Origin of the sequence: Cellulomonas carbonis, from assembly GCF_014636275.1 — a bacterium.
Lineage (GTDB): Bacteria > Actinomycetota > Actinomycetes > Actinomycetales > Cellulomonadaceae > Actinotalea > Actinotalea carbonis.
Window position 1 is genome coordinate 206,874 of record NZ_BMEB01000005.1, and the last position, 7,824, is coordinate 214,697.

Here is a 7,824-nt window from a genome sequence, read left to right on the forward strand (position 1 = left end):
CCGGAGGCGGCGGCCAGTCGCCTGGGACGCGGGTGGGCCGGTGACGCGTCAGCCCGGTGCGTCGGCTCGTCGCACCAGCGCCTCCAGCTCCGCCTCGGTGAGCAGCCGCCGGGGCCGGACGGTCTCGCCGCTGCCGACGTAGTAGAACGCGGCGCGGACCTTCTCGAGCGGGACACCGCGCCAGCGCGCCCAGGCGAGCCGGTACACGGCGAGCTGCAGCTCGCGCGCCTCGAGCGCTTCGGGATCGGTCGGCGGGCGACCGGTCTTCCAGTCGACCACGACGACGCCGCCGTCCGCCTCCGGGAAGACCGCGTCGATGCGCGACCGGACGACGACGCCGCCGACGGGTGTCTCGACGTCGACCTCGACGGCCGCGGGGACCCGACCGGCCCACTCGGAGTCGAGGAAGGTCTGCTGGAGCCGCGCGAGGTCGTCGTCGACGCCCACCGTCTCGTCGTCGGCGCCGGGCAGGGAGTCGACGTCAAGCAGGGCCGCCCGGCCGTACCAGCGCTCGACCCAGGCGTGGAACGCGGTGCCTCGGCGGGCGTGGACGGACGGGGCCTGCGGCACGGGGCGGCGGAGCTGCCTCGCGAACTGCTCGGCGTCCTCGGCGAGCCGCACGACGGCGGAGGCGGACAGGTGCGCGGGCAGGTGGACGGTGGACCGGCCCTCGCGCACGCGGCGACGCTCGTCCACGAGCAGGTCGACGACCTCGTCGAGCGGGGACCGGGACGTGCGCGGCGGCGGGCCGTCCGACGCCGCAGCGGCTCGGACCAGCGCGGCGGCCCGCTCGACGTGGCGCTGACGCGCAGCCCCGAGCGGCTCGGGCTGGGGCCAGACGGGCGGCTCGACCTCGGGCGCCGGCGGACGGACCGGTGTGCGGGCCGCGCCGTCCTCGTCGGGGGTCGCGGGGTCGGGCGCCCACGCGAGTCGTCCGGTGCGCACGTCCGCCGACTCGTCGAGCTCGACGAGGAACCGGGACGGGGCCGCCGGCCGGACGCCGTCCCGCCACCAGGAGCCGGTGAGGAGGAGGGCGCTCCGAGCGCGCGTGACGGCCACGTAGGCGAGGCGGCGTTCCTCGTGCAGCTGGTGCGCCGCGGTGTCGGCCTTGAGCTGCTCGAGGCGGGCGTGGAGCTCGGCGAGGTCGGCGGCGCCGGTGAGGTCGACGTCGGGGAGGTTGTCCCGGTCGCCGCGGAGCGTGGTGGGCAGCGACCCCCGCTCGGTCGTCCACCCCGACGTCCGACCCGCGTCGGGGAACGACTTCTCGACGAGGCCGGGCACTGCGACGACGTCCCACTCGAGGCCCTTGGACGCGTGCACCGTGAGCAGCTGGACGGCGTCGGGGTCCATCTCGGCGACCGGCGCCTCGAGCCCGCGCTCCTCCTCCTGGGCGGCGTCGAGCCAGGCGAGGAACGCACCGAGGCTCGACACCTCCGCGCTCTGCGTGAAGGAGGCAGCGACCGCGCGGAACGCGTCCAGGTTGGCCCGTGCAGCAGCGGGACGCCGTCCGGGGACCGCGGCCACCTCGATGTCGAGTCCGAGCATCCGCTCCGCCTCGGCGACGAGGTCCACGAGGGCGAGCGACGTGTGCTGGCGGAGGTGGCGCAGCATCCGCCCGAGCTCGAGCAGCCGGGCGTGCGCCGCCTCGGTGAGCGTGCGGCCGCCCCTGCTGCGCCAGCCGGGCCGGGGCAGTGAGTCGAGCGCATCGACGATGCTGCGGTCGTCGACGACGTCGGCCTCCGTCGCGACCGGCTCGTCGGGAGGCGTCCCCTCGCCGGGCGGGCAGCCGCCGCTCACCGGTCGTCCGCGGCGCCGCGCGGGCGCTCCGTCGTCGGCGAGCGCGGTGGCCCACTCGCCCAGTGCGTGCAGGTCGGCGAGTCCGAGCCGCATCCGAGGGCCGGTCAGCAGGCGCATGAGGGAGTCGCCGCGCGCCGGGTCGTGCACGACCTCGAGGGTCGCGACCAGGTCGACGACCTCCGGTGCGCTGAGCAGCCCGCCCAGGCCGACGACCTCGACGGGCAGACCGGCCTCGACGAGCGCGAGGTGGAGCGCGGCGAACTGCGAGCGCTTGCGGCACAGGACGGCCGCCGTCACGGGCGACCCGTCGGCGCGTCCCGTGCCGAGGGCCACGCGGCGGGAGGCGACGAACTCCGCGACGGCCCGTGCCTCGTCCTCGACGGTGTCCAGCACCGCCACGTCGACCGAGCCGGTGCCGGCCCCGGGGCGAGCCGCGAGCACCGGCAGCTCGACCGCAGCGCCCGGCGTCCGCAGCGGCGCGGCGACCACGTTGGCCGCGTCGAGGACGGCGTGGTCGTTGCGCCACGACGTCGACAGGGCGAGGACCGCGGCGGGACGCGACCCGTCGTCGTCCACGGCGGGGAACTGCTCGGGGAAGCGCTCGAGGCCACCCGCGCTCGCACCGCGCCACCCGTAGATCGACTGGTGCGGGTCGCCGACCGCGGTGACGGGATGTCCCGGCCCCGCGGACGCGCCGCCGAAGAGGTGGCCCAGGAGGGTGAGCTGCGCGACGGACGTGTCCTGGTACTCGTCGAGCAGCACCACGCCGTAACGGCTGCGCTCCGCCGCGCCGACCTCCGGGACGTCCCGTGCGAGCCGGGCGGCGATCGCGACCTGGTCCGCGAAGTCGACGAGGTCGGCCTCGCGCTTGCGCGCGGTGAACTCGACGACCAGGTCCACGAGGCGCGACCGGAGCGCCAGCGAGTCGCGGACCTGCGTCACGAGCTGGGCGTGCTTCTTGAGCGGCTTGTCGCCGGGCGGCGCGTCGGTGAGCGCGTCGACGAGCCGGTCGCACTCGGCGCGCAGCTCGTCGGGTGTGCGCAGGTGCTCGGCGAGGGCGCCGGCGAGGTCGAGCACCGCCTCGGTCACGGTGCCGGGCGCGAGGTCGACGGCGAGGTCCTCGACCCAGTGCTCCACGACGTCCTGCGCGAGCTGCCACCGGGCCGCCTCCCCCAGCAGCCGCGACGAGGGCTCGATGCCCAGGCGCATGGCGTGCTCGCCGACGAGCCCCGCGGCGTAGGAGTTGTACGTCGAGATCGTCGGGGTCACGAGCATCGCGCCGCGTCCGTCGCCCCGCTGGGCGCGACGCAGCGCCCTGAGCCGGCGTCGGACGCGCTCGGACAGCTCGCCTGCGGCCTTGCGTGTGAAGGTGAGACCGAGGATGCGGTCCGGCTCGACGAGCCCGTTCGCGATCAGGTGGACGACCCGCGCGGACATGGTCTCGGTCTTCCCCGAGCCGGCCCCCGCGACCACGAGGACGGGCTCGAGAGGCGCCTCGATGACGGCGACCTGCTCCGGCGTGGGCTCGGGCAGGCCGAGCAGCCGGGCGACGTCGACCGCGCCGAGGCCCGTGTCGGTGACTGTCACGACCCCACCACCCGGCCACCGGTCTGGACGGGGCACGACCTGCTGACGGGGCACACACGGCACAGGTCGTTCTCGCGCGCCTGCATCGCCGACCTGCGGACCGTGCCGGCGACGTCGCCGAGGAGGTCGTCGACCCATGCCGGGTCGGCGTCGTCGTGGAGGGCGGACTGCCGCCGTTCGCACGGCTTGGCGTTGGTCGTGCCGACGTAGACCAGGCTCGCACCGGCGCTGCGCGCGGGCCCGACGACGTCCTCGAAGGCGCCGGAGTCGAGGGCGACCTGGTAGGCCCCGAGCTGCGCGTGCCGACGGGCCTCGGCCTCGGTGACGGCCTTGCGTCCCGTCTTGAGGTCGACGACCCGCAGCAGCGCGGACCCGTCGTCGGCCGTGCCGACCCGCTCGACCCGGTCGACCGCACCCTGGAGGACGACCCCGTCGAGCTCGACGCGGAAGGGACGCTCGACGGCGACGACCTCGCCCGCCGCCGCCAGGTAGCGCGCCAGGTGACGGATCATCGACTCGGCCCGGCGTCGTTGCACGGCGCCGACCCAGCCCTCGGGGAGCCCGAGCGACGGCCACCGTCGGTCGAGCTCGGCGAGCAGCTCGTCCTCCCCGCCGCTCGGTACAGCGGCGGCGACCCCGTGGACGAGGTTGCCGAGCGTCTGCTCACCGGTGTCCCCGGCCTTGCCGCCGGCCTCCTCGAGCGCCCAGCGCAGGGCGCAGGTCGACACCGACTCGAGCCGGGACGGGGAGAGGCGGACGGCCACGTCTTCCGGCCAGAGAGGGGCGTCGGTGGTGAGCGGGCGCACCGCGTACCACTCGTCCGGGTCGGCCCCGGGGACCTCCTCCGCGGCGAGACGCGCGAGCAGGTGCGCCGCAGGGTGCCGGTCGAGATCCGGCTCGTCGGCGGCGACCGCACGCTCGAGCTCGGCCCTCGCCTGGGCGACGACCGCGCGGAGGTCCAGCGCGTGCGGGACGTCCACGCGGCGCGGGTCCGGTCCGTCGTCCGGCCCGGGGTCGACGAGGTCCAGAAGCGAGGACGGCTGGTGGTCGGCGTCGTCGACGGCGGTCACGACGAGGCGACCTCGAGCACGCGATACGGCGACGGCGAACGCACGCAGCTCGTCGTCGAGGACGGCGGCGCGCGCGTCGCGCACCGGGTCGTCGCCGGGCACCGCGCGGCCCGCGAGGACGTCGACGAGCCGCTGCGCGCCGAGCATCGAGTCGCGGAGGCGCAGGTCCGGCCACGTGCCCTCCTGGACGCCGGCCACGACGACGACGTCCCACTCGCCCCCCGCGGCGCCGGCGGGAGTGACGACGGCGACCGAACCTCCGACGTCGGCCTGCGCCGCGAGCGAGTCGGCCGGGAGGTCCTGGCCCTCGAGGTGCTCGAGGAACGCGTCGACCGGCGCCTGCGGGAACCGGTCGACGAAGATCTCCGCGGCCTTGAACAGCGAGAGCACGGCGTCGAGGTCACGATCGGCTCGCGCACCGCCGGGCCCTCCCGCGAGGGCCGCGCGCCGCCACACGTCGGCCAGGCCGGACGCCGACCAGACCGCCCAGAGGACGTCCAGCGCCGTCGACCCGGGCTGCACGGCCGCCTCGCGCCCCGCGGCCAGGACCGTCGTCAGCCGACGCAGGGGGCGGCGGACGAGCGGGGGCAGGTCGACGTCGATCCCCCGCGTCAGCACCTCGACGAGGAGCGGGTCGCTCGCCCGACCCCCGCCCTCGGCGACCTCGTGCGCGCGCAGGGCGCGGCGGAGCCGCCGGAGGGCGACCGCGTCGAGCCCGCCCAGCGGCGAGGTGAGGAGCGTGGTGGCCTCGTCCGGGGTGAGGCCACCCGGGTCGACGGACCGTGCCACCGCGAGCAGCAGCGGGTGCACGGCGGGCTCCGAGCGCAGCGGGAGGTCGCTGCCGACGACCGCAGCGGGGACCTGCGCACCGAGGAGGCTGCGGCGCAGGTCGGCGACGAGCGCACCGGACCGCGCGACGACGGCCATCCGGTCCCACGGCACGCCGTCGTGCAGGTGCGCCGAGCGCAGGACGTACGCCACGTACGCGGCCTCCTGCGCGGGCGACCTCAGGAGAGCGACCTGGGCGGTGCCCGGCCGGCCGGCGTCGAGCGCGACGGCGGACCGCTGGCGGCGTCCCGCTCCCCCGATCTCGGCGGTGACGTCACGCACGACCGCGCGCAGCCGGGGCCCGTGCCGCCAGACGGTCGGCAGCACGACCTCCTCGGCCCCGAAGGCGCCGAGCTCGACCGCAGGCGGCGCGACGGTCGCGCGGTCGATGAGCGCCGGGCTCGCACCGCGGAAGGTCTGCACGGCGCTGTCCGGATCGGCGAGGAGCACGAGGTCGCTGCCGTCCTGCGCCAGGACGTGCAGCAGCCGCACCGTGGCTGCCGTCGACTCGTGGTGGTCGTCGACGACGACGAGCGACCAACGAGGACGGGCGGTGCCCGGGACGTCCCCCTCCCACGACGCGAGCGCCTCCGCGGCCTCGTCGACGACCACCGCGGGGTCGAGGCGGGCACCGACGTCGGGCGTTCCCGAGCGCAGCTGCGTGACGGCGAGGTACTCCGCGTACACGTCGGCCGCGGCGACCCACTCGGGACGGCCGTGCGCCCGGCCGAGGCGGCGCAGGTCGGACGGGCCGAGCCCACGCTCCGCCGCGCGCATGAGCAGGTCGCGCAGCTCGTCCCGGAACGCACGCAGCGCGCGCGCCTCGGGCGGTACCGAGGCCGGCCACGCGACCCGGGCACCCTCGCCCAGCGCGTGGCCCGCGAGCAGGTCACCGAGGACGAGGTCCTGCTCGGGCCCGGAGATCAGCGTGGGCGGCGGGTCGCCGAGCAGCGCCGCCCGCACACGCAGGACGGAGAACGCCGCGGACGCGGCCGTGCGGACGACGGGACGCCCCGTGGTCCGGCCGAGGACGGCGGAGACGCGGTCCCGGAGGTCGGCCGCGGCGCGCCGGGTGGGGGCGACGAGAAGGACGTCGTCGGTGGTGACGTCGCCCCGTGCCACGCGGTCCGCCACCAGGCGCACCGCCGTCGTCGTCTTGCCCGTCCCGGCCGCCCCGAGCACCAGCAGCGCCGGGCCGCGGTGGTCGAGGACCGCCTGCTGCGCCGGGTCCGCCGCGGGCAGCGCGGCGTGCCCGACGGGCGGCAGGAGGGTGAGCGGCACGGCGGTGAGTCCACCACACCCCACCGACACGGCCCGCAGCGGCGCGCTCGTCCACAGGGTCCACGACCCGCCCCACCGGCGCGCCGCTCCCCGCTAGGGTCCCGTGACCATGGGACAGGGGGCGTTTCGTCATGGTGTGTCCGGTCGGCTGCGGGGTGTGCTGACCGCGCTCGCGCCGGGGTTGCTCGCCGTCCTCGCGCTCTCGGCGTGCGCCGACGACGTCGCACCGTCACCCACGCCACGGCCGGTGACCGTCGCGAGCCCGACGCCGGAGCCGTCACACGTCCCCACCCCGCCCCAGCAGACCGCAGCGATGGCGACCGCCGACGACTCGGGGGCCGAGGCCGCGGCGACCTACTTCGTGGAGCTGTACGAGTACGTGACGAAGACGGGTGACACAACGACGTGGGAGGCCTCGGGCGAGGCCGCATGCGGGTTCTGCACGACCACGACGACCGAGGTTCGCGCCCTGTATGACAGCGGGGGGCGGCAGGACGGGGGCGACCTCGAGGTCCTCACGGCCAGGAGCGTCGCGTTCGACGAGACGTTCAAGATCTTCGCGGTGGAGGTCCATTTCCGCGCCGAGGAAGCGGTGGAGCTCGGGCCTGACGGGGCGGTCGACCACCGGTACCCGGCGGAGGAGGGCTACCTGCTCCTCGAGGTCGGATATCTGCCGGGCGACGGTTGGAAGCTCGTCACGGGCAGCGCCCGCGAGGAGGCGGTCGCGTGATCGGCGGCGCTGTCCTCCTGGCAGGGCTGCTCGTACTGTCCCCCGGCTCATCGGACGACCGTTCGAGCATCTCCGGTCGAGCGAGCGACAGCAGCGTCACCATCGGGGGCTCCACGCGAGCCGCGTCCGCGCAGGCGGCACAGTCGCGAGAGGGCACGTCGCGAGCCGAGTACCGGTTCGAGCGTCGGCCGGTGTCCTACTGCGGCGCGACGGACCGTGGCCTGTCCTCAGCTCCGTGCACCGACGCCGACGAGGGCGGCGTCGTCGTGCGCCAGTGCCAGGACGGGACGACCGCCCTGGACCCCCTCTTCCGCCGACCCGTCGACGCGTCCGGAGCCTTCACGGGCCCCTGGGAGCAAGTCGACAACGGCGGCTGCCCCGAGGACCCCGCCACCACCGTCGTGCTCACCGCCACCGACTTCCGCCGCCTGCCCCTGACCCCCTCCCCCACCCACCACCAACCCGCCGACGGCCGCAACCTCATCGGCAAACCCGTCATCCTGTGGACCGACCCCACACCCCAGACCCTCA

3 protein-coding genes and 1 pseudogene are annotated in these 7,824 nt (G+C 76.2%); 2 read left to right on the plus strand and 2 right to left on the minus strand.

The genetic code is table 11. From position 1 onward, the window contains the following. Positions 1-48: 48 nt before the first annotated feature. Together IEV86_RS15075 and IEV86_RS15080 are read right to left on the minus strand one after the other, a co-directional pair. Complete coding sequence (locus IEV86_RS15075; protein WP_043602164.1) at positions 49-3,384, minus strand: ATP-dependent helicase; 3,336 nt, start codon at positions 3,382-3,384, stop codon at positions 49-51. After that, a complete protein-coding gene (locus tag IEV86_RS15080) occupies positions 3,381-6,563 on the minus strand; it encodes an ATP-dependent helicase (RefSeq protein WP_229734677.1) in 3,183 nt (1,060 codons plus the stop codon). Before IEV86_RS15080 ends, IEV86_RS15075 begins: the two co-directional genes overlap by 4 nt. Positions 6,564-6,699: 136 nt before the next feature. Here IEV86_RS15080 and IEV86_RS15085 point away from each other — a divergent pair, with 136 nt between their 5' ends. Continuing rightward, positions 6,700-7,293, plus strand: coding sequence for a DUF6318 family protein (locus tag IEV86_RS15085; RefSeq protein WP_152605512.1), 594 nt, complete (start codon positions 6,700-6,702; stop codon positions 7,291-7,293). A gap of 191 nt (positions 7,294-7,484) precedes the next feature. Further along, positions 7,485-7,824 (plus strand): annotated as a pseudogene (locus tag IEV86_RS15090) (hypothetical protein); the annotation flags it as partial.